Below are 20,177 nucleotides of genomic sequence, written 5' to 3'. Positions count from 1 at the left end.
CCCATGGCAACTTCCCTATCCCCCAAGAGCCGCGGCGCACAGGTCAAGGAGAACGTGTACGCGTGGGAAGGCAAGGACAAGACCGGACGGACCGTGCGCGGCGAAGTGCGCGCCGGCGGCGAAGCGATCGTCAACGTGACGCTGCGCCGCCAGGGCATCATGGTCACCAAGGTCAAGAAGAAGGTCTACCGCAGCGGCAAGAAGATCACCGACAAGGACCTGACCATGTTCACGCGCCAGCTCGCGACGATGATGAAGGCCGGCGTACCGCTGCTGCAATCGTTCGACATCGTCGGCAAGGGCCACGGCAACCCGTCGATGGCCAAGCTGATCCAGGATCTGCGCAACGACGTCGAGACCGGCACGAGCCTGAACCGCGCGTTCCGCAAGTTTCCGCTGTACTTTGATCCGCTGTTCTGCAATCTGGTCGGGGCCGGCGAACAGGCCGGTATCCTGGAAGACCTGCTCACGCGCCTGGCGATCTACAAAGAGAAAACGCTCGCGCTCAAGGGCAAGATCAAATCGGCGCTGACCTACCCGATCGCCATCCTGGCCATCGCCTTCATCGTCACCGCCGTGATCATGATCTGGGTGGTGCCGGCCTTCAAGCAGGTGTTCGAAAGCTTTGGCGCCGACCTGCCCACGCCAACGCTGGTGGTGATGGCGATCTCGGACTTCTTCGTCACCTGGTGGTACCTGATCTTCGGCTCGATGTTCGCCACCGGCTACTTCTTCTTCCAGGCCTGGCGCCGCTCGCTGAAGATGCAGCAGGCGATGGACCGCCTGCTGCTGCGCCTGCCCATCTTCGGCCCCGTGATCCGCAAGGCCACCATCGCGCGCTGGACGCGCACGCTGGCCACCATGTTCGCCGCCGGCGTGCCGCTGGTGGAAGCGCTCGACTCGGTCGGCGGCGCATCGGGCAATGCCGTCTACCTGGAGGCGACGCGCAAGATCCAGAACGAGGTCAGCACCGGCACCAGCCTGACAGCGTCGATGCAGAATGTCGACGTGTTCCCGAACCTGGTGATCCAGATGGTGCAGATCGGCGAAGAATCCGGTTCGCTCGACGCCATGCTGGGCAAGGTCGCGGACTTCTTCGAGGAAGAGGTCGACGAGGCTGTCGCGGCGCTGTCGTCGTTGATGGAGCCGTTGATCATGGTGATTCTCGGCGTGCTGATCGGCGGACTGGTGGTGGCGATGTATTTGCCGATCTTCAAGCTGGGTTCGGTGGTGTAAGCGAGGTCTGCAGGTTTTTGGATAACTTCGCGGTAAACGCGGCGTGGATCTCAACTAGGCCGCAGCCGCTCTACCTCTGTCCCGGGTAAAGCTACAGCCTGAGTCCGTCTGCCTTTCCTTGCTTGTGAAAATGTGCGCATCTTCACCGCTTTGAGTGTGCCAAACTTTTGATCCTCCCCTCATCTGGAAGCGGATCTCATATGCATCGAGCATTTGGCATCGCAGTCCTGGCCGCCATGTTTTTCACGCCCGCCGTCGGTGCTGAAGCGCCTGCCCAAACCATATCTGTTTCGTTGGCACGTGAAGTCGCCGGCAAGACGGTCGCGCTTGTCGAAAGCCGTGGCCTGTACCCACGCCAGCAGGCGGAATACGACCGGGCCAGGATGGCACTGCTGGCCATACTCGAAGATCAGCCGTCGGACATCGAGCGAACAGAGCTGTACACACGCATCACCGGTCTTCTGGCGACCCTCGACACGAACGGGCATAGTTTCCTGATCCCTGCACGCCATGAGTTGACCACACTGCGCACGCAATCAACGTCAACCGATCTTCCACCAGCGACTTTCCAGGTGCTGCAAACAAGCAAAGGCAAAGTACTGCGCTGGACACCGCCGCCTGTCGTCAATAGCACCATGACGGCACTTGGCCCCTACCTGACACGCTTTCATGACGAGGCGGAGACAACGCCCGACATCGCCGACGCCTGCGCCCTGGTGGTCGACCTGAGCGAGCAGACTGGTGGGAATGCCTGGCCGCCCCTGGTGGCAATGTCGCCATTGTTCAGCGGTGCCAACAACGCGATGTGGGTCGACCGGGACGGCAAGCGCACGGCGCTGATGAATCGTGCCGGCCTGGAAGACATGCGCCAGAGGACGGGTGAAGGCCGTGCCAATCCGTTAAGCCGCTTCGACCAGGGACCGCTGGCGGTCATTACCGACAAACGCACGTCGAGTGCGGGGGAAATGTTGTTGATTGCTCTGCTGGGCGAGGCCAGAGTGCAGACCTTCGGCAGCACCTCATCAGGGATGACGACTGCCAATGCGACCTATCCTTTGCCGGATGGCTCGACCCTGGTGTTGACGCAATCCCGGTATGCGATTGGAGACGGGCCGGTGATTCGTGGAGGGATCGAACCGATGCGCCAGATTCACCCGGGGGAGAGTTCAGTTGATCGGGTTGCCAGCGCTGCTGATTGGGTAGCGGCAAACTCCGCAAGTTGCCGTCCCACCGAGCACAAATAACAGCTATCGAACAAAGCCGTAGGCAGTGCAGTGCGCAGTGCCGGTCCGTCTTAATTCGATTCGTACATCTGCTGCATCTGCTGTAGTTGGGTCTCCATTGGCGGCAAACCCATGGTACGGCGGCGCTCGTCCAGCCGGGCAGGGTCCGCAACCAGGTAGAGCTTAAGAGGCGCGACCGACTCATACTGAGTACCGTACAACTGTGCTTTACCATCACTCTTTAGCACACGGTCTTCCAGCATCGCGAGATCGGATGCCGGCATCTCACCGCGCGAGACTGCCTTGCGCAACAATGGCAGGTAAGTACGCTGGCTCGCTGAGTCAGCGTGCTGCAGGACCATGAAAGCATTCTTCGCATAGGCAGCGCCGGCGAAGCGCATGCCTGGCCAACCATAGCGCTTTATGATGGATGCCAGGCGGTTCATGTTGGCCTTGTCGATTGCTTCTTGGCGCGCCCAGGCGTCCTTGTCCAAGTGCGCCGGGTCGGCGCGAATCGACTGGTCCGACGCTCCCATCGCCCTCAAGTCCTCCAGCGCGTGCGCCTCTTCAGCGTCAAGCTCCTCCGAACGTAGGATGAGATCGTCGCCATATAAAGTGATCGGGGTAGCATTCTCCATAATCATGGTCAGCTGCACGTGACCACTGGCATGGAAACCCTCAGCCGTCCAATCCTGCTTGATCGCATCGACGTTGATCTGGCGCTGCCCCTGGCCAGGCAGCAGAACCAAGCCAGCGATCTCCTTGCCGTCGGCGAGCAACGAGATAATGGTGCGACGAGGCTTGGTTGTCTCAGCAGCGAAACCAGGGTCAGGAAGGCAGAGAAGGATTAGCAGCGCCGTACAGCAGGTAAAACTTTTCATTCATTCGACTCCTTTTCCAGCCGAGTCTACCAAATCACAATGGCAACTAATCTCACTGAATCTCTCCGCCATAGTAGCCAGGGTCAGGTCTGACATTTGGACACGGACTCTTCCTTAATCCGGTGACAAGGCTCTCATAAATAGACTTTTGTTAAGCTCGTGTGTGAATGCCAGACCTTATCCTCTCCGTGCGTTGAACTCGTGTCCGAACGCCAGACCTGACCCTGTTCGCGTGTGACCCTGTTCGTGCAAGCAATGAGTGCCAAGACCATGTTCGTGTATGTCCATTATCGACCTTGAATTCAACCGGTCGGTGCGCGCGCCAGACGTGCCCGCACGTCAAGTTCGTTTTTCAGTTTGGGAACATATGGACGGCTTAAGCATGCTCAGCCCGCCTCGCTGCGGTCGCGGCCGGCCGCCTTGGCGCGGTAGAGAGCGGCGTCAGCGCGCGCCATCAGGGCTTCCAGGCTCTCGTCTGGTGCCTGCTGGCTGGCGATGCCGATGCTGACCGTGTAGTCTGGCACGTCGCCGCCGCGCGCTGCGAACAGCGACGCATGGATGCGTTGCGCCATCGCTTTCGCCCGCTCGGCCGTGGTTCTCGATAGCAGCACGATGAATTCCTCACCGCCAAAGCGCGCCACGTGATCGATCTCACGCAGGGCCGAGATGGCGGTGCGCGCCGCATGCACCAGTACCTGATCGCCGACTGCGTGGCCGTGCTGGTCGTTAATGGCCTTGAAGTAATCGAGGTCGATGCTGAGCAGGGAGATGGGCGCGCTGTGGCGTTTCATGAGCGCCACCTCGCGGCGGTAAGCGGCGGCAAAACCGCGTCGGTTCAGCACCCCGGTCAGCGGGTCCGTGCAGGAGCGGTGCTCCATCACAACCTGCAGGCGCCGGGTGGCGACGGTCATAAAACCCACCGCCATCATCAGCGTCATGAAGTTGGCGGTTAACAGGAAAATGCCCTGTACCGTGCTGTTGCTGGCGTTGCTGGTGCCAACCGCGCCATTGAGCGCCGCGACGAACCGCAACAGCAGTACCATGGACTGCACCAGCAACAGCGAGCCGAAGAACCAGCTGGAGAAGTGGCGTTCACCATGGCGCACCAGCAGCACCAGTTGCGCCACGTAGAACGATAGCGTCAACAATGAAAACACCGCTACCCGCAACGCGTAGTCCTGGGTGATCACATACCAGCCGACCAGACAGCCCATGCCGGCCACCCACGCCAGCGCCAACCACCACCAGCTCGGCTTACGGCCATAGAATAACTGGGTGCCGATCAGCATCAGACCGGCAGCGCCCAGCATGGTGCTATTGGCCACGAACAGCAACAGCCCTTCCGGAATCAATGGCCCCGCGCAGAATAGCAAGCCGCTCACCGTCAGCGACAACATGCCGAGCGACTGATGGCCCAACCCTCGCACTTCGACAGGAAAGCTACGGTACGCGGAAAACAACACGATGGTCATCGCCGCCGCCATCATGGTCGACGTAAGAACGATGGTTGCAGGATCAAGCAATGTCACGGTGGAAAATCGGGAGGGGTCGTAATCCGCGAGGATACCAGCAACCTCTACCATGCCGTAAGGCTGGTCGGCTTCCCGGTCGTTTCTGCACCACACTATTATTTTGGCCCCGAGTAACGAGAACAACCTGACGTCCAATTATCGCTGTTTTCGTCTGTAGACAGACCAAGGCTACATCGCAAACACGCATCCCTATAGCCATTGGCCGCTTATAACAACGCCCGCCCTCTCCCGCCTCTCAAAAATCGTAACGCAGCCCCACCGCCAGCGCACGACCGCCACGCACACCCGCATCCACGTCCGCCAGGCCGCCACGGCGCGTCGTCAGCGCCGCCGTTTCGGCTTCCCGATACAGCTCGGCAAACAGCCTGGCGTCACGCGACAGTGCGTAATCAATGCCGAGGTGGATGATCTCGTCACCGTAGTTATCCACCTTCGCAAGCATCAGCTTGATCGTGCTCTTGCCCAGCGCATAGTGGCCATACAGATTGATGGCGCGGTTGCCATCGGTCGAGAAGCCGCCTGGCTGGCGGTTGCCTGTCTCGAATGCCTCGTACTTCACTGCGAGATACAGGGCATCGGCCTGGTGGCTCAGCGTGACGCCGTAGATGCGGTTCTTGCCATAGCCCGCGTCGCCGCGGTCATCAACGCCTGCCGCCAGGCGGGTGTCGCCGCGGACATATGTCGCCACTGCCTGCCAGCGCCGGTCATCGATGCGTGAGGTCGAGCGGCGGTTGCCGCTGCTGGGCGCATAGCCTGCGCCAAACGACAGGCCGTTGTAGGTCGGGGTCGTGTACGCCAGCGTCTTGGCTACCCGGAACACGGTGTAGGTCGCATAGCCGCTGTAGTACGTACTGAACATGTCCACCGGCGCCGCCACGGCGTTGTAGTAAGGCATCCACTGCTGGCCGTAGGTGAGCGCGCCGAGCGTGCCCTTCACGCCGACGCTGGCGATGCGGATGTTTTCATCCTGGTCGTAGGGGTCGCGCAGTCTGGCATTGGCGACATCGACCGGCAGCTCGACCTGGCCGACGAGCGCCAGGCCCGCATTGATCGGGTATTGGCCGCTGACGCCCACGCGCGAATACGCGTCGCGCAGGCCGGTATAGGAGTCGGCACGGTCGGGGTGGACCGATTCGACTTGGGTGCGCAGCGAGCCGTAGAAGTCGAGCTCCGGCGTGTCCTGCGCGCACGCGGCGCTGCAGCAGAGATAGCCCGATAATGCAAACGCCATGCGGGCAGGTGTGGCGGTAAGGAAAGTCATCGATGGTCTCCAGAGGTCAGGACCATAAGGTCACATTAAAACAGCAAGATGGGTGGCCACCGGCATCAGACTGAGCACCAGTTCACGCACCCCGTCCCAGACGATCTGCACGCCCAGACACAACAGGATGAACGCGGTCAGGCGCAGGAAGACAGCGGTGCCGGCTTCGCCGATCAGGCGCAGGAAATGTTCGCCGTAGCGGAACGCCAAGTACAGCAGCACGCCAATCAGGCCCAGGGCGAGCAAGGCGCCGCCCATGCGCGCCAGTGAAAACACGACCTTGACATCATGCAGGGCAACACCGACCGTGATGGCGACGGCGATCGAGGCCGGCCCGCAGCTGATCGGAAAGGTCAGCGGATAAAAGGCTTGCCGCTGGGCGTGTTCCGGCGTGAAGGTTTCGGCCAGGGAGGCGCGGCTGTCAGGCGTGGCAGGCGTCGCCCCGAGCAGGCGCCAGGCGACGGACGCCAGGATCAGGCCACCGCCAATGCGCACGATGGGCAGCGAGATGCCGAAAAAATCGAGGACATACGAGCCGATCAGCATCGAACCGGCCATCAGCCAGAACATGTTGCGGGCGATACGGCGTGCCAGCAGCGTCCGGATCGGCGGCGATGCGCCTTCGGTCAGGCTCAGGAAAATCGGCGCAGTGGCGGCCGGATTAAGGATTGGCAACATCGTTACCAATACAAACAGGAAGCTCCTGGCTGCCACCAGAATAAGTTCGATCGTCATGGATAGTCTGGCAGCCTCGTCAGGCTGAACTCGGTTGTCAGCGCTTGGCGCCGCTGGCGTGGTGGTTGTTGACGTGCACACCTTCAAGCGAAACACGACGCGTGCCGATGTCGAACCTGCCGTCGTCACGGGGGCTCTTAGTCTCACAGCATAAACTGTACAGGAAGGTCGGGCAGGATGGACACACGCCTGACGTCGCTCGGTGATGTGCGAAGGTGCGTTGAACGCGTGGGCGGGAAACCCGCCCACCCTACCCGTGAAAAAAAGCGGCGCCGCCAGCACCCGACCATTCAATGACCGTGTACTGACGGCGCCGCCGTCACGCTACCACTGCACGCTTAGTGCTTGGTATCGCCCTTGTCCATCTCATGGATCTCGTGGTCCTTCAGTGCCTTGCGCACCTTGGCCACATCGGCTGCACCGACTGGCGCGGCCTTGTTACCCCAGGCATTGCGCACGAAGGTGGTCAGGTGCGCCGTCTCTTCGTCCGACAGACGCCATGCGAAGCCCGGCATGCCCAGCTCCGATGGCGCCGTCCTGGTCGATGGCAGGCGTGCGCCGGCCAGGATCACGCGAATCAGCGAGCTCGGGTCCTGCTGCAGCACGGTCGGGTTGCCCGGCAGCGCAGGGAACACATTGCCCGAGGCCTTGCCATCGACACGGTGGCAGGCCGAGCAATTGTCCAGGTACAGCTGGACACCGCGCTGGCTGTCGTCGCCGCTCATGATGGCGTCGACCGTCGCCGTGCTGGCCGTGAAGCTGACTTTCTTGTTGCCCGTGGCCGGCAGCGTCTTGAGGTAGCCGGCCATGGCGCTCAGGTCGTCATCCGTCATGTTCTGCGTGCTGTGCAGGACGACATCCTGCATCGGCTCGCCGAGCACGCCGGAATGGCTGTTGCGACCGGTCTTGAGGGTATCGACGATATCCTTCTCGCTCCAGTTGCCCATGCCATCGACCTTGTCGCCACGCAGGTTCACCGCGAGCCAGCCGTCGATCAGCGGACCGCCAGCCAGGTACTCGGGACCGGACTCGTCCAGCGCCAGCTCGTTGAGCGTGGCGGCGCGCGGGGTGTGGCAGGTGCCGCAGTGACCCAGGCTCTGGACCAGGTAGGCGCCGCGTGCGATGCGCTGGTCGGCGTACTTCGACAGGTCCATCGGGCCCTGCACCGGCACGAAGGTCTTGCGCCAGATGCCCAGCGGCCAGCGGATCGACAGCGGCCAGCGGATGTCGGCCGCGCGGTTCGCGGCGCTTGCCGGCGCCACGCCGTGCATGAAGTAGGCGTACAGCGCGCGCAGGTCGTCGTCGCTCATGCGGGCATACGACGGGAACGGCATCGCCGGATACAGCGTGCCACCGGCCGGCGTGATGCCGTGGCGGATCGCACGATCGAAATCGTCCAGCGTGTAGTTGCCGATACCGGTCGTCTTGTCGGGCGTGATGTTCGTCGAGTACATATTGCCGATCGGCGACTGGATCACGCGGCCGCCCGCGAAGGCTTTGCCGCTTGGTGCTGTGTGGCAGGCGATACAGTCCGAGGCGGTGGCGACATAGCGCCCCTTCTCGATCAGGCCAGCATCAGGCTTGGCGCCCGCTGCAAGCTGCGGGCCGGGTTCGATCTTGCGCGTCTCGGTCGGCGCGACGGCGTAGCCGTACATGCCGGCAACCACCAGCGCGCCAACGATGCCAAGGGTCAGGAGGACTTTTTTCACAGGTTTTTTCGTCGTCATCTGTTCGTCCTCTTATGCCTGGACCAGTGGGCCTGGGTTCTTGACGTACTGCTCACGGATCGCCTTGGCACACCAGTAGGCCAGCGCGCCGACCATGCCGGTCGGCTTGTAGCCATTGTTCTGCGGGAACGCGTTGGCACCCGGCGCGAACACGTTCGGCACATCCCACGATTGCAGATACTTGTTCAGGGCCGACGTCTTCGGGTTGTCGCCCATGATGGCGCCGCCGACCGTGTGCGTGCTCTGGTACTGGTTGATGTTGTAGTGGCTGCCCGCCTTTTTCGCATCGCCCTTGATGGCCAATGGATTGAGCACCTGGCACATGTCCTGCGCCTTGCCGACCAGGTATTGCGACGCGATGATTTCGTTCTCGTGCCAGTCGAACGTCATGCGCAGCAGCGGGCGGCCGAAACCATCCTTGTAGTTCGGATCGAGGTCGAGATAGGCATCGTCGTACGACATGCAGGAGCCCTGCACTTCGAAGTAGAACGAATGGCGCATCGCGTCCTTGGCGCCCTTCTTCCAGTCGCTGCCCCAGCCCGGCACGCCCGGTGCGGTCGCAATGCCGCGCACCGGACCGCCGCCCGGCTGGCGCGCCCAGATGATGCCGCCGCCGATGAAGCCGGTCTTGGTCGGATCGTTGCGGTTGCCGTTCAGGTCATCGAACGTCGCGCCGCCGCCGCCAATGCCCATGAACTGGTTGGCGTGCACGGTCTCGTCGAAGAACAGCGAGACGCGGTTCAGGTTCTGGTACGAGTAGTTCTTGCCGACGGTACCGGTCTTGGTGACGGGATCGTAAGCCGGGCCAATGCCCGAGAGCAGCATCAAGTGCACGTTGTAGAGCGAGAACGCGGCCAGGATGACAATGTCTGCCGGCTGCTCGGTCTCGCGGCCCTGGGCGTCGAGGTAGTTCACGCCGGTGGCCATCTTGCCGTCCGGCGTCAGATTGACCTTCATCACTTGCGCCATCGTGCGCAGATCGAACCCTTTGCGGCCACGCAGCACCGGCAGGATGTTCGCGTTCGGGCTCGCCTTTGAGTAGTTCAGGCAGCCATAGTCGGAGCAGAAACCGCAGAAGTTGCACGGTCCCATCTGGCAACCGTACGGGTTGACGTAAGTGCCCGACGCGTTCGAGGCCGGAATCGGGTATGGGTGGTAACCCATCGCGTTGGCGGCCTTGTAGAAGTATTCGGCGCCCAGGTAGTCCGGGTTCGGCCCCAGCGGGAATTCGCGCGAGCGCGAACCTTCGTACGGGTTACCGCCGGCAACTTGCGCGCCATTGATGATGCCGCCCTTGCCCGAGGTGCCGCACACGTATTCGAAGTGGTCGAAGTGCGGTTCCAGATCTTCATACGTGATCGGGAAATCCTGGATCGACATGCCGGCCGGCAGGATCTTCTTGCCGTACTTCTGTTCCATGATGCTGCGGATCTTGAAGTCCTCTGGCAGCGCGCGGAAGTGGCAGCCCGACCAGTGCGAACCGGCGCCACCGACGCCCGTACCCGGCTTGAACGAGCCCATGCGGCGCATCGGCACGGCCGACGTGGTGCCGTTGTGGCGGATGGCGATGGTTTCCTGCGCCAGCGACTGCAGGTACTTGCGGTGCACCGAGCCTTCGAGCTCGTCGATTACGCGCGGATAGGCGAAGTCGGGCTGCGTGTCGCGGTCAGGACCGCGCTCGAGCACGACGACGTTCATGCCGGCGTCCGTCAATTCCTTGGCAATGATGGCGCCAACCCAGCCCATGCCAACGATCACTGCGTCTGTTTTTGGTTTTACGATTGCCATGCTTATCCTCTCCGTCCCGCCAGATCGACCGGTCCGAGCGGATACGGTTTGTCGCGAATCTTGACCCATTCGAGATAATCGCCCCGCATGCCGGGGTAGCCGATCATCTTCCATGCGCCCATGTTCTTGTTGCCGCCGTGGCTCGGGTCGGCAAAGTAGCCGGCGCGCACTTCGGCGAGGAAGTCAGCGAAGAACAGCTTGGACGAAATGTCGGCCAGCTTGATCTTGCCTTCTTCGAGGTCCTTCAGCACCGCCTCCTGCATGCGCAGGTCGAGGTCGGCAAACGCCTTGCCCGAGAAGCTGCTGGCGCAATGCGCGTCGACAGCCTTGATGCCCACGCGGATGATGTCCTTGAGCGCCAGCTTGCCCTGGTAGCCGAATTCGGACGTCGCTTCGAGGAATGGCCCCTGCATGTACCAGATCGCGCCGGCGGCGTATGGTGTCTGCATATGGCGGTCGAGGAATTCCGGCACGCCCAGTTCGACGGCGCCAGGGCCGTGCTGGTCATGCGGGATCAGCCGATCGACGGCGGCGATGACGAATTTCCATTCGGTCGCGGTGAAGAATTTGGGGGTGTAGGCGTCAGGCTTGCCTTCGGCCGGCGCTGCGGCCGTCGCGTTGGGCAAGTTCTGCTGGATCGCCGCTGCCGCGCCCGCACCCATCGGCACGAAGACCAGGGTCTTGATGAGCGTGCGGCGCCGGGAAGGAGATTGCTGGTCATCGGACATAATGTCTTTGCTCCATATTGACGTTGGATATATATGCATCAGGCATCTCGCATGATAACAACGCTGACCTTGCTATGCTATTGGAAATCCCGGCGCGGGAATTGGTGTTATTTATTTGGCGCCGTTAATTGACGCAGTTTCGCTGTGATCCTTTCGCGTTCATTTCCGCATACGGAAATCAGCGCCAGTATCATTAATATATTTACAAATGAAACATTCGAATATTCAGAAATTTCAAGAGTTTCAATTCAATGGATGGATTACGCACCTGTGCGGATACCGTGGTGCATGACGTAATTGGCGCACGGATACACCGGAATGGTCGTCAATACGAATGTGTCTCGATGGGCAGAGTTTGGGGATGACCCGCGGAAACGTGTGGGCGTAGAAGGCGTCGCGATCAGCACGCGAGGAAGACAAACGCTACTTTGGCAACGTCTGCCGGCACGCCGACATGCGTTCAGGGTGTGACAACAAAAAACTTCACACGTTGCATAAATGAAACACTGTAACAGTCGTTTTTAATACAGGCAAACACCCTCTCATGCCGCTCTGCCTGACCACGTCCGACGAAAAGAATTGATAATAATATCAAGCCAATAATGTTTTCATATTTCTGGCCAGTGGTATATGGCTGAGATGTAATTACAAGCCCATGCACATTTTCAATACTCCCATCACTGAATATGATGAGACGGAAATAAATCACCGGTATGGCATCACGCCACCATCGAATTCGAATAGTCATTGGCTGGGAGCAGCAAATCCCGGCACTGCATTTACGACAATTGTGTACGTATTGCACGCCATGCCCAGATTAATGTTTCACGCAGCAACGCGGCGCCCATTACCCATGGTCGTTGCTGTTCCAGCACACGCTGGCATACACGCTGGGGCAAGAAGAAACGCCTGAACATCGACACGCCTTGCGCACGCATGCTCTGGAAACAACCGCCGGCAACGGTCGCGTCGAACCCATCCCCAGCGCGCAGCAGGTACAGCGCCGTCCCCGAACACATTGCGATATCGGCCCGGGCATCGCGCGCCAGTGAGCTCAGCCCATGCCGGTACGACAGCACGATCGTCCGGTGCAGGTCGGGCAATTCGAGATGCAGCGGGCGCAGTATGCCGAGCCATTCCAGCAGCCTGGCCAGGCCGTGCAACTGCACGCCGACGCGGTCGCGATAACCAGCGAACGCCTCTTTCAGCTCGGCCAGCGTGGCCTGGCCCGGACGGGGCAATGGCGCAGGTTGCTGGCGCCAGCGCGCCATCCAGTACGTCAGCGCTTCGTCGTGCTGCGCGCACAAGGCGGCCGGTGTTGCAGCTGGCAGATCGAACTGCGCGCCGGGCTGCATGAACCGGATGACGCCACGCAGCGCAGCCAGCCCTGGCGCCTCGAGCACGTCCAGCGGCGTGGGACGGCCGTGATTACGCCACGCATTGTCGATGCGGCTGAAGTGCGCGAATGAGGCAACCGGCACGACCAGCCGTGGCCGGAATGCGTCGATCTGGCACGCCATGCGCCCGATGCCGCGCCCGGCCGCTGCTTCGTCCTGCGGCGCATGGGCGGCAAAGCTGGTCAGCAGTACATCGACACGCACGTGACGCGCGCGCAGTTGCGCGGCGGCGCAGCGGCACGCAGAAGCGGTGGCCAGCGCCCGTTCGCCCAGGTGCAGCAGCGTGTGGTGCCCGCATGTGATCAGGCAATAGGACTCGTCCTCGTCGGTGGCATGGGCCGTCAGGCGCAGGCCGGGGGCCAGCGCGCGCGGCGCGCCGACGGGGCATGTCGCAATGGCCAGGCAGTGACGCCGCAATCTGTCGGCCAGGCGTGAGTCGCCCTCGCGGCACAGAAAGGTGGCGATGCCGCGAAACTCGGCGCGAAATCGCTGCACGAAGGAGTGCGACAGGTGCTCGGGCCGGCTACTCGAGCACCAGACAAACACCGGCAAACTGCTTGCGTTGAGTGCATCGATCACGTGCGCGTCGCGGGTAGTGTCGTCAATCAGGCGACAGGCATTGTTGTGCACGGTGCCTTCGAGCCACGGGTCGACCAGCAACAGCGCATGGTCGGTGCGCAGCAACCAGCTGGCGTGGTTCAGGAATGTGAATGTCGGGCTTGGCATAGGGGTGATGGCACGGCGGCGATGGCACGGGACGTCAATACGATCGAGTCTGGTGCGTGGCCACGCACGACGCGTGAGGCGTCGCAATCGTGTGCGGGAACCGGCAAAGCACTTCGCCAAACGGGGGAAACGCCCTACAATAAGGTTGTTCTACAGAATCTACCGTGCAGCTTGCCCGTACTGCACGCCACCCGACCCGAAACGACCGACATGCCCCTGGAATCCCTTCTGTTTGCGCTCCCTGCGCAGCTCGCAACCACGCTGGTGGCGGCCCTGCTGGGCCTGTTGGTCGGCAGCTTCCTGAACGTCGTCATCTACCGCATCCCGAAGATGATGCAGCGCGAGTCCGACAACTATGTTGCGCAAGAAAGCGGCCAGCCGCCACCGCATACGGACCGCTTCAACCTGACCGTGCCCCGCTCCGCCTGCCCGTGCTGCGGGCACCGGATCACGGCGATGGAAAACATCCCGGTCATCAGCTACCTGGTCCTTGGTGGCAAGTGCCGCAAGTGCAAGACGCCGATCTCACCGCGCTATCCGGCTGTCGAACTGTTCACCGCCATCGTCTCGGGCTTGCTGGTCTGGACCTTCGGCAGCGGCGCGATGGGCATGGCCAGTCTGCTGTTTGCGTGGCTGCTGATCGCCATGACCTTCATCGACTACGACACGCAGTTGCTGCCGGACGACCTGACCTACCCGCTGCTGTGGGCGGGCCTGCTCATCAACCTGAACGGCACCTTCGTGCCGCTGCAGGACGCCGTCATCGGCGCCGCCGCCGGTTACCTCGTGCTGTGGTCCGTGTACTGGCTGTTCAAGCTTGCCACCGGCAAGGAAGGCATGGGCTACGGCGACTTCAAGCTGCTCGCCGGCCTGGGCGCGTGGCTGGGCTGGACCGCGCTGCCGACGATCATCCTGCTGTCGTCGGTCGTTGGCGCGCTCGTCGGCATCAGCCTGATCGTGTTCGCCAAGCGCGCACGCGACAAGGCTATCCCGTTCGGCCCTTACCTGGCGGCGGCGGGCCTGCTGACGATGCTGTATGGCGCGCAGTTGGGCGGCTTCACGGCGGGCCTGTTCGGATGACGCCGGCGTTTTCCGTGGGACTCACCGGCGGCATCGGCTGCGGCAAGAGCACGGTCGCCGACCTGTTTGCCGCGCTGGGCGCAACGATCGTCGACACCGACGTCATCGCCCATGCGCTGACCGCACCGCAGGGCGCGGCGATGCCGGCCATCGTGGCCGAGTTCGGGCCCGACTTCGCGCAGCCGGACGGCGCGCTCGACCGCGCCCGCATGCGCACTCTCGTGTTTTCAGATGCCACCGCGCGCGCGCGGCTGGAAGCCATCCTGCACCCACGCATCCGCGCCGCAACCGAGGCCGCCGGCCAGACGGCCACGGGCGCCTACGTCATCTATGTCGTGCCACTCCTGATCGAATCGGGCAGCTGGCGCGAACGCGTCACGCGCGTGCTGGCCATCGACTGCAGCGAGGACACGCAGGTGGCGCGCGTCATGCAGCGCAGCCATCTCTCCGCTGACGAGGTACGCGCGATCATGGCAACCCAGGTCACGCGCGCCCGGCGCCTGGCCGAAGCCGACGACGTCGTCGACAACGACGCCGGTCTGGAGGCCCTGCGGGCGCAGGTGCAGGCATTGCATGAACGGTATCTCGCGTTAAGTCTGTAACAATAGTGATGCAGGGTTTGTAATTTCGGGCCGCATGGTTCAGAATCACGCAGTTGCCTTCCAGCCTACATTCAGAGGAATGTCATTTTGATCGTCTACGAATACCCTTTCAATGAGCGGATTCGCACGTTGTTGCGGCTGGAAGACCTGTACGAGAAATTCAAGTTCTTCGTGCATCAGGAACACCCGATGCAGCACCATGTCGCGCTCGCGACGATCTTCGACATGCTGGAAGTGGCCGGCCGCGCCGATCTGAAATCCGATCTGCTGCAGGAGCTCGAGCGCCAGAAGCAATCGCTGCTGGCCTACCGCAGCAATCCGGCCGTCGTGGCCGAAACCCTCGACGCCGTGCTCGCCGAACTCGATGCAGCCAGCAGCGCGCTGGTCGCGAGCCAGGGCAAGACCGGGCAGAACGTGCGCGAGAACGAGTGGCTCATGAGCATTCGGGGCCGCACGATCATCCCGGGCGGCGCCTGCGAGTTCGACCTGCCGTCGTACTTCGCCTGGCAAAAGCGCCCGTTCGACAAGCGTTTTGACGACATCATGGGCTGGTTCGGCCCGCTCTCGCCGCTGCTCGAGGCGCTATCGCTGGTCCTGCGCCTGCTGCGCAACTCCGGCGCGTCGGTCAAGATGTTCGCGGCTGCTGGCAGCTACCAGCAGATGTTGCAGGGTAAAATCTACCAGATGCTGCGCCTGACGCTCGACGAAACCACCGGCGCGATCCCCGAGATCTCGGCCAACAAGTACATGCTGTGGGTGCGCTTCACCAGCCAGGACGGCGACTGCAAGCCCAAGCCACTCGAAGCCGATGTGCCGTTCGACCTGACGCTCTGTAATTTTTAACTGATTGACCGTACGATGACCGTTGTCTCCTGCCCTACCTGCAGCAAGAAAGTCGAATGGATCGAGGCGAACAAGTATCGCCCGTTCTGCTCCGAGCGTTGCAAGCAAATCGACCTGGGCGCCTGGGCCGAAGAAAAATTCGTCATTCCCGGCGCCGTGCCGGCCGATCCGCTCGATCCGTTCGACGAACCGCCACCGCCACAGCCACCACAGCGCTGACCGCCGGATGCGCGGCTAGGTCCCGCTGCGGATCCCCTGCGGCACCACCACCGGCTTGTTGCGCCGCCCGTAGCGGTCCATGAACAGGCCTTCCAGGCCGATCTCCGGCTGCCTTCCCGACAGCATGTCGGCCAGCACGCGTCCCGAACCACATGCCATCGTCCAGCCCAGCGTGCCGTGGCCCGTGTTGAGGAACAGGTTGCGATACGGTGTCGGCCCGATCACCGGCGTGCCGTCCGGCGTCATTGGCCGCAGGCCGCACCAGAAAGATGCCTTGCCCACGTCGCCGCCATCCGGGAACAGATCGGTGACCGAGTGTTCGAGCGTATCGCGGCGCGCCTGGTGCAGGCGCAGGTCGTAGCCTGCAATCTCGGCCGTGCCGCCCACGCGGATGCGGTCACCCAGGCGCGTGATCGCCACCTTGTAGGTCTCGTCCATCACCGTCGATTCGGGCGCGCCCGAGGCATCCGTGATCGGCACCGTGATCGAGTAGCCCTTGACCGGATAGACGGGGACGTGGATACCGATCTGGCGCAGCAACTGCGGCGAGTAGCTTCCCAGCGCCATGACGAAGGCATCCGAGGTCAATGTGCCCTGGTCGGTGACGACGCCGGTCACGCGGTCGCCTTCCGTCGTCAGGCGTTCAATCCTGAGGCCATAGCGAAACTTGACGCCCAGGCCCTCTGCCAGTCTGGCCAGGCCCTGCGTGAACTTGAAGCAGTCACCCGTCTCGTCATTCGACAGCAGCAGGCCACCGACATACTTGCCGGGCACCCGTGCCAGCGCCGGCTCGTAGCGCGTGCAGCCAGCCGGGTCGAGCAATTCATACGCCACGCCTGACTGGCGCAGCACCTCGGTGTCCGTGTGCGCGCCGTCGAGCTGCTTCTGGGTGCGAAACAGCTGCAGCGTGCCCTGGCTGCGTTCATCGTAGGCGATGCCGGTGTCACGCCGCAGCTGCACCAGAACGTCGCGGCTGTATTCGGCCAGGCGCACCATGCGCGTCTTGTTGATCTGGTAGCTGTGGGTATTGCAGTTGGCAAGCATCTGCAGGATCCAGCGCCACTGGTGCACATCCAGCTTCGGCCGGATCACCAGGGGGCTGTGCTGCATCGTCAGCCACTTGAGCGCCTTGGCCGGCACGCCCGGCCCGGCCCATGGCGTGGCGTAGCCGGGCGAGATTTCGCCGGCGTTGCCGAAGCTCGTTTCCAGCCCCGAACCGGGCTGGCGATCGATGACGGTCACATCATGCCCGGCCTGGGCCAGGAAATACGCCGATGCGGTTCCGATGACGCCACTGCCGAGAATGATGATCTTCATGCGATGAACTTTACGTTATAGAGTCCGGATAGCGGACGCGGTCGAGCCATTCGAGCAACGGGATCGTCGCCGGCAGCAGCGGGCTGACGCCGTACGCGCCCTGCCAGGCAAACGCCTGCCCTTCCAGGCTTTGCGGCTCGCCGGTCCACTCGCGGCAGAGGTAGAAATACAGGCGCACATGGGCGTGCTCGTAGACGTGTTCGACGCAGCACCATGCTTGTCCGCTCACGACCTGGACCCCGAGTTCTTCCATGAACTCGCGCTGCAGCGCCGCGAAGATGTCTTCGCCGGCTTCGACTTTCCCGCCCGGGAATTCCCAGTAGCCGGCGTAGGGCTTGCCGTCCGGGCGCTGGCCGAGCAGTACGTCGCCATTCGGGCGCATCAGCACGCCGACGGCGACATCGACGGGTTTGGCTTTCACATTACTCATGCGTCTTGATCCGGCAACTTGCCCGCATGGTCCTTCGCGAACTGCCACGCTACGCGGCCCGAGCGCGAGCCGCGCTGCAAGGCCCACTGCAGCGCTTCGGGTCGCGCCGCCGTGATCTGCTCCGGCGTGCAGCCGAAGCTGGCAAGCCAGTGGCCGACGATGCCCAGGTAATCATCCTGACGGAATGGATAGAACGACAGCCACAAACCAAACCGCTCCGACAGCGAGATTTTCTCTTCGACCGTCTCGCCCGGATGCAGGTCACCATCGGCGCCATGCTGGTAGCCGGCGTTGTCCGACATTTTCTCGGGCATCAGGTGACGCCGGTTGGACGTCGCGTAGATCAGCACATTGTCGGACTGCGCCGAGATGCTGCCATCGAGCGCCACCTTCAGCGCCTTGTAGCCGGCCTCGCCCTCTTCGAACGACAGGTCGTCGCAAAAGATCACGAAGCGCTCGGGCCGGCCCGCCACCAGGTCGACAATGTCGGGCAAGTCGGCCAGGTCGGCCTTGTCGACTTCGATCAGGCGCAGGCCCTGGTCGGCGTAGCCATTCAGGCACGCTTTAATGAGCGACGATTTGCCGGTGCCGCGCGCGCCGGTCAGCAGCACGTTGTTGGCTGGGCGGCGCGCGACGAACTGGCGCGTGTTCTGCTCGATCTGGCGCTTTTGCGCGGCGACATGGTGCAGGTCGTCCAGGTTGATGGTCGACGCGTGCAGCACCGGCTGCAGATAGTTGCCGGCGCCGCCAGCGCGCCGGCGCCAGCGGAAGGCCGTGCTGCGCTTCCAGTCCGGCTCGCGGGCATGCGCGGTCGGCAGCACGGCCTCGAGGCGCTCCAGCAGCCCTTCGGCGCGGCGCAGGAACTGGTCCAGTGGCGACGTCACGATCAGGACCGGTAGTCGGCGTTGATCGTGACGTAGTCGTGCGACAGGTCGCAGGTCCAGACCGTGGCCGTGGCATCGCCGCGCGCGAGCTTGACGCGTACCGTGATCTCGGACTGCTTCATGATGCGCTGGCCGTCTTCTTCCCTGTAGTCGGGATTGCGCCCGCCCGCCTTGGCGACCCAGACATCGTCCAGGTACAGGTCGAGCTTCGTCACATCCAGATCGTCCACACCGGCGTAACCGACGGCCGCTAGGATACGGCCCAGGTTCGGGTCGGATGCGAAGAACGCGGTCTTCACCAGCGGCGAATGCGCGATCGCGTAGGCGATCTTGCGGCACTCGGCCACGTCGGCGCCTTCGTCGACGGTGATCGTCATGAACTTGGTCGCGCCTTCGCCGTCGCGGATGATCTGCTGCGCCAGGTTGCGCGAAATGTCGGTGACGGCGTCTTTCAACGCTTCGTAATCCGCACCTTCGGCCTTGTCGATCACGAGCGAACCGGCGCCGGTGGCGACAATGATGAACGAGTCGTTGGTCGACGTGTCGCCATCGATCGTGATCGCATTGAACGAATGGTCGGCCGCATGCTTGACCAGTTCATCGAGCACCGGCTGCGCGACCTTGGCGTCGAACGCCAGGTAGCCCAGCATCGTGGCCATGTTCGGCTTGATCATGCCGGCGCCCTTGCTGATGCCGCTCATCGTGACGGTGTGCCCGCCGATGGTGACGGTGCGCGACGCGGCCTTCGGCTGCGTGTCGGTGGTCATGATCGCCTCGGCGGCGTTGTACCAGTTGTCGGCCTTCAGGTTCGACACCGCGGCCGGCAGGCCGGCGACGACCTTCTGCAGCGGCAGCTGTTCCAGGATCACGCCGGTCGAAAACGGCAGCACCTGGCCCGGCTCGATATCGAGCAGCTTGGCCAGCTCGGCGCAGGTGGCTTGTGCATTGGCCAGGCCCTCTTCGCCCGTGCCCGCATTGGCATTGCCGGTATTGACCACCAGCGCGCGAATCGGCGCGCCGCCATTCTTGACGGCGGCCAGATTGGCTTTGCTGACCTGGACCGGCGCGGCGCAGAAGCGATTGAGCGTGAACACGCCGGAAACAGTGGCGCCTTCGGCCACGCGCATGACGAGGATGTCCTTGCGGTTGGGCTTCTTGATGCCGGCTTCGGCGAAACCGATCTCGATGCCGTTGACGGGTTTCAGGTCGGCTGCGACTGGCAGGGGGGAATTGACGGCCATGGTGATCTCGTTGGAAAAATTGCGAATCTCTTATTGTAACGGCACGATCCTCCGGTACGAAATTGCGGGTCAAAATAAACCGGCCGCGCTTCCCACGTTTCCCGATGCTACGTAGGGTGGACGGGTCTTCCCGTCCACGCGGTGATGGTTGGCCGCCCGGTCATCCGGCAATAAAACGAAGGGCCGTTCGTGGTAGCAACCGATAACGATCACCGCGTGGACGGCATAGCCGTCCACCCTACGCCAGCCAGACCGCCGGAATATCAGCGCCCCCAATGAAAAACGGCCGGGTTTCCCCGGCCGCCTCTACCTGCTACTTGCAATCTG

Annotated in this window: 18 protein-coding genes; 6 read left to right on the top strand and 12 right to left on the bottom strand. The window is 62.6% G+C overall.

Translation table 11 applies throughout. The features are described from left to right. The first annotated feature begins 3 nt into the window (after positions 1 to 3). Both AC56LW_RS07245 and AC56LW_RS07240 read left to right on the top strand, forming a co-directional pair. Positions 4 to 1,236 carry a type II secretion system F family protein gene (locus tag AC56LW_RS07245; RefSeq protein ID WP_183557297.1) on the top strand — a complete coding sequence of 411 codons (1,233 nt, stop codon included), beginning with the start codon at positions 4 to 6 and terminating at the stop codon, positions 1,234 to 1,236. Positions 1,237 to 1,436: 200 nt separating this feature from the next. Next, complete coding sequence (locus AC56LW_RS07240) at positions 1,437 to 2,480, top strand: S41 family peptidase (protein WP_499633160.1); 1,044 nt, start codon at positions 1,437 to 1,439, stop codon at positions 2,478 to 2,480. Between the two features lie 50 nt (positions 2,481 to 2,530). On the opposite strand, the gene AC56LW_RS07235 is transcribed toward AC56LW_RS07240, so the two are convergent. From AC56LW_RS07235 to AC56LW_RS07200, 8 genes are all read right to left on the bottom strand, one after another. Further along, positions 2,531 to 3,340, bottom strand: a complete 810-nt coding sequence (locus AC56LW_RS07235) for a DUF6624 domain-containing protein (protein WP_499633158.1) — start codon at positions 3,338 to 3,340, stop codon at positions 2,531 to 2,533. 386 nt (positions 3,341 to 3,726) lie between these two features. Next, positions 3,727 to 4,995, bottom strand: coding sequence for a GGDEF domain-containing protein (locus tag AC56LW_RS07230; RefSeq protein WP_499633156.1), 1,269 nt, complete (start codon positions 4,993 to 4,995; stop codon positions 3,727 to 3,729). 112 nt (positions 4,996 to 5,107) lie between these two features. Beyond that, complete coding sequence (locus tag AC56LW_RS07225; protein ID WP_499633154.1) at positions 5,108 to 6,133, bottom strand: porin; 1,026 nt, start codon at positions 6,131 to 6,133, stop codon at positions 5,108 to 5,110. A gap of 30 nt (positions 6,134 to 6,163) precedes the next feature. Then, the gene (locus AC56LW_RS07220) at positions 6,164 to 6,868 is read right to left on the bottom strand and encodes a MarC family protein (RefSeq protein ID WP_499633152.1); all 705 of its coding nucleotides are present in this window, start codon (positions 6,866 to 6,868) and stop codon (positions 6,164 to 6,166) included. A gap of 338 nt (positions 6,869 to 7,206) precedes the next feature. Further along, complete coding sequence (locus AC56LW_RS07215) at positions 7,207 to 8,595, bottom strand: c-type cytochrome (RefSeq protein ID WP_499633150.1); 1,389 nt, start codon at positions 8,593 to 8,595, stop codon at positions 7,207 to 7,209. 12 nt (positions 8,596 to 8,607) lie between these two features. Next, positions 8,608 to 10,383, bottom strand: coding sequence for a GMC family oxidoreductase (locus AC56LW_RS07210; protein WP_499633148.1), 1,776 nt, complete (start codon positions 10,381 to 10,383; stop codon positions 8,608 to 8,610). A gap of 2 nt (positions 10,384 to 10,385) precedes the next feature. Next, positions 10,386 to 11,111: a gluconate 2-dehydrogenase subunit 3 family protein gene (locus AC56LW_RS07205; protein ID WP_499560066.1), complete on the bottom strand. Its 726-nt coding sequence runs from the start codon at positions 11,109 to 11,111 to the stop codon at positions 10,386 to 10,388. Positions 11,112 to 11,890: 779 nt separating this feature from the next. Beyond that, complete coding sequence (locus tag AC56LW_RS07200; RefSeq protein ID WP_499633147.1) at positions 11,891 to 13,234, bottom strand: MBL fold metallo-hydrolase; 1,344 nt, start codon at positions 13,232 to 13,234, stop codon at positions 11,891 to 11,893. A gap of 210 nt (positions 13,235 to 13,444) precedes the next feature. On the opposite strand from AC56LW_RS07200, the gene AC56LW_RS07195 reads away from it, so the two are divergent. From AC56LW_RS07195 to AC56LW_RS07180, 4 genes are all read left to right on the top strand, one after another. Next, on the top strand, positions 13,445 to 14,314 hold the full coding sequence (locus AC56LW_RS07195) for a prepilin peptidase (protein ID WP_499633146.1): 870 nt from the start codon (positions 13,445 to 13,447) through the stop codon (positions 14,312 to 14,314). After that, the gene (gene coaE, locus AC56LW_RS07190) at positions 14,311 to 14,916 is read left to right on the top strand and encodes a dephospho-CoA kinase (protein WP_499633144.1); all 606 of its coding nucleotides are present in this window, start codon (positions 14,311 to 14,313) and stop codon (positions 14,914 to 14,916) included. The genes AC56LW_RS07195 and coaE overlap by 4 nt, the downstream gene beginning before the upstream one ends. An 87-nt stretch (positions 14,917 to 15,003) precedes the next feature. Next, on the top strand, positions 15,004 to 15,759 hold the full coding sequence (gene zapD, locus AC56LW_RS07185; RefSeq protein WP_258836503.1) for a cell division protein ZapD: 756 nt from the start codon (positions 15,004 to 15,006) through the stop codon (positions 15,757 to 15,759). A 15-nt stretch (positions 15,760 to 15,774) separates the two neighbouring features. Beyond that, entirely contained in the window at positions 15,775 to 15,978 is a 204-nt protein-coding gene (locus tag AC56LW_RS07180) for a DNA gyrase inhibitor YacG (RefSeq protein ID WP_332533084.1), read from the top strand. Between the two features lie 15 nt (positions 15,979 to 15,993). On the opposite strand, the gene AC56LW_RS07175 is transcribed toward AC56LW_RS07180, so the two are convergent. From AC56LW_RS07175 to argJ, 4 genes are read right to left on the bottom strand one after another with little or no spacing between them, the layout of a single operon-like run. After that, positions 15,994 to 17,295 (bottom strand): D-amino acid dehydrogenase, encoded by a 1,302-nt coding sequence (locus AC56LW_RS07175; protein ID WP_499633143.1) that lies wholly within the window; start codon positions 17,293 to 17,295, stop codon positions 15,994 to 15,996. Positions 17,296 to 17,305: 10 nt separating this feature from the next. After that, positions 17,306 to 17,725 carry an NUDIX domain-containing protein gene (locus tag AC56LW_RS07170; RefSeq protein ID WP_499633141.1) on the bottom strand — a complete coding sequence of 140 codons (420 nt, stop codon included), beginning with the start codon at positions 17,723 to 17,725 and terminating at the stop codon, positions 17,306 to 17,308. After that, on the bottom strand, positions 17,722 to 18,609 hold the full coding sequence (locus tag AC56LW_RS07165; protein WP_499633139.1) for an ATP-binding protein: 888 nt from the start codon (positions 18,607 to 18,609) through the stop codon (positions 17,722 to 17,724). The genes AC56LW_RS07170 and AC56LW_RS07165 overlap by 4 nt, the downstream gene beginning before the upstream one ends. A 2-nt stretch (positions 18,610 to 18,611) precedes the next feature. Next, complete coding sequence (argJ, locus tag AC56LW_RS07160; protein ID WP_332533080.1) at positions 18,612 to 19,850, bottom strand: bifunctional glutamate N-acetyltransferase/amino-acid acetyltransferase ArgJ; 1,239 nt, start codon at positions 19,848 to 19,850, stop codon at positions 18,612 to 18,614. Positions 19,851 to 20,177 lie beyond the last annotated feature (327 nt).

The organism is Telluria sp. LT2P80, from assembly GCF_059685955.1.
Note: the sequence above shows the minus strand (reverse complement) of the source record. Positions and strands in the feature narration are given on the sequence as shown.

What these genes read in the sequence shown, in the direction of transcription:
- AC56LW_RS07210 (WP_499633148.1), bottom strand. Translation starts at nt 10,383, where the DNA reads ATGGCAATCGTAAAACCAAAAACAGACGCAGTGATCGTTGGCATGGGC.
- AC56LW_RS07200 (WP_499633147.1), bottom strand. Translation starts at nt 13,234, where the DNA reads ATGCCAAGCCCGACATTCACATTCCTGAACCACGCCAGCTGGTTGCTG.
- AC56LW_RS07170 (WP_499633141.1), bottom strand. Translation starts at nt 17,725, where the DNA reads ATGAGTAATGTGAAAGCCAAACCCGTCGATGTCGCCGTCGGCGTGCTG.
- AC56LW_RS07245 (WP_183557297.1), top strand. Translation starts at nt 4, where the DNA reads ATGGCAACTTCCCTATCCCCCAAGAGCCGCGGCGCACAGGTCAAGGAG.
- AC56LW_RS07215 (WP_499633150.1), bottom strand. Translation starts at nt 8,595, where the DNA reads ATGACGACGAAAAAACCTGTGAAAAAAGTCCTCCTGACCCTTGGCATC.
- AC56LW_RS07205 (WP_499560066.1), bottom strand. Translation starts at nt 11,111, where the DNA reads ATGTCCGATGACCAGCAATCTCCTTCCCGGCGCCGCACGCTCATCAAG.
- AC56LW_RS07225 (WP_499633154.1), bottom strand. Translation starts at nt 6,133, where the DNA reads ATGACTTTCCTTACCGCCACACCTGCCCGCATGGCGTTTGCATTATCG.
- argJ (WP_332533080.1), bottom strand. Translation starts at nt 19,850, where the DNA reads ATGGCCGTCAATTCCCCCCTGCCAGTCGCAGCCGACCTGAAACCCGTC.
- AC56LW_RS07240 (WP_499633160.1), top strand. Translation starts at nt 1,437, where the DNA reads ATGCATCGAGCATTTGGCATCGCAGTCCTGGCCGCCATGTTTTTCACG.
- AC56LW_RS07220 (WP_499633152.1), bottom strand. Translation starts at nt 6,868, where the DNA reads ATGACGATCGAACTTATTCTGGTGGCAGCCAGGAGCTTCCTGTTTGTA.
- AC56LW_RS07180 (WP_332533084.1), top strand. Translation starts at nt 15,775, where the DNA reads ATGACCGTTGTCTCCTGCCCTACCTGCAGCAAGAAAGTCGAATGGATC.
- AC56LW_RS07235 (WP_499633158.1), bottom strand. Translation starts at nt 3,340, where the DNA reads ATGAAAAGTTTTACCTGCTGTACGGCGCTGCTAATCCTTCTCTGCCTT.
- coaE (WP_499633144.1), top strand. Translation starts at nt 14,311, where the DNA reads ATGACGCCGGCGTTTTCCGTGGGACTCACCGGCGGCATCGGCTGCGGC.
- AC56LW_RS07175 (WP_499633143.1), bottom strand. Translation starts at nt 17,295, where the DNA reads ATGAAGATCATCATTCTCGGCAGTGGCGTCATCGGAACCGCATCGGCG.
- AC56LW_RS07195 (WP_499633146.1), top strand. Translation starts at nt 13,445, where the DNA reads ATGCCCCTGGAATCCCTTCTGTTTGCGCTCCCTGCGCAGCTCGCAACC.